Raw genomic sequence first — 435 nt, 5'->3', positions numbered from 1 at the left:
TGCCAGTTCTGCGAGACGCCCTGGGAAGAGGCAATCGATGACGACGGTGTGCCCTGGTGCTGCAACAAAGCGCAGAGCGACTACGAGGCCCAGACGGGCCGGACCATCCAGGATGGGGAATGACATGCAGATGTTCATTGAGCACGAGGAGACCATGGCCCGTGAGAAGTGGAAGGGCGACGCACTGGACCTGATCGTCCAGCTCGCCAAAACGGGCCGGGAGTTCACCACCGACGACCTGTACGCCGCCGGGCTCGGCCCGGCACCTCACCCCAATCTGGTGGGCCCGGTGTTCAACCGGGCCATGAACCTCGGGTACATCATCCCCACCCACCAGGTGCGCCGCTCCGAACGGAAAGCCCGCCGCCACGGCTGGGTCGCCGAGTATCGCGGCGCCCACCATATGACCACCAACACCAACTGACACATCTACAC

The 435-nt window shown here is 64.1% G+C and carries 1 protein-coding gene; it reads left to right on the top strand.

The window, feature by feature from the left end; translation table 11 throughout:
• Positions 1 to 124: 124 nt before the first annotated feature.
• Complete coding sequence (locus J1781_RS00240; protein WP_217233003.1) at positions 125 to 424, top strand: hypothetical protein; 300 nt, start codon at positions 125 to 127, stop codon at positions 422 to 424.
• The last annotated feature ends 11 nt before the right edge of the window (positions 425 to 435 follow it).

Source organism: Rahnella perminowiae, from assembly GCF_019049695.1.
Taxonomy (GTDB): Bacteria; Pseudomonadota; Gammaproteobacteria; order Enterobacterales; family Enterobacteriaceae; genus Rahnella; species Rahnella perminowiae.
This window is presented reverse-complemented; position numbering and strand designations above follow the sequence as displayed.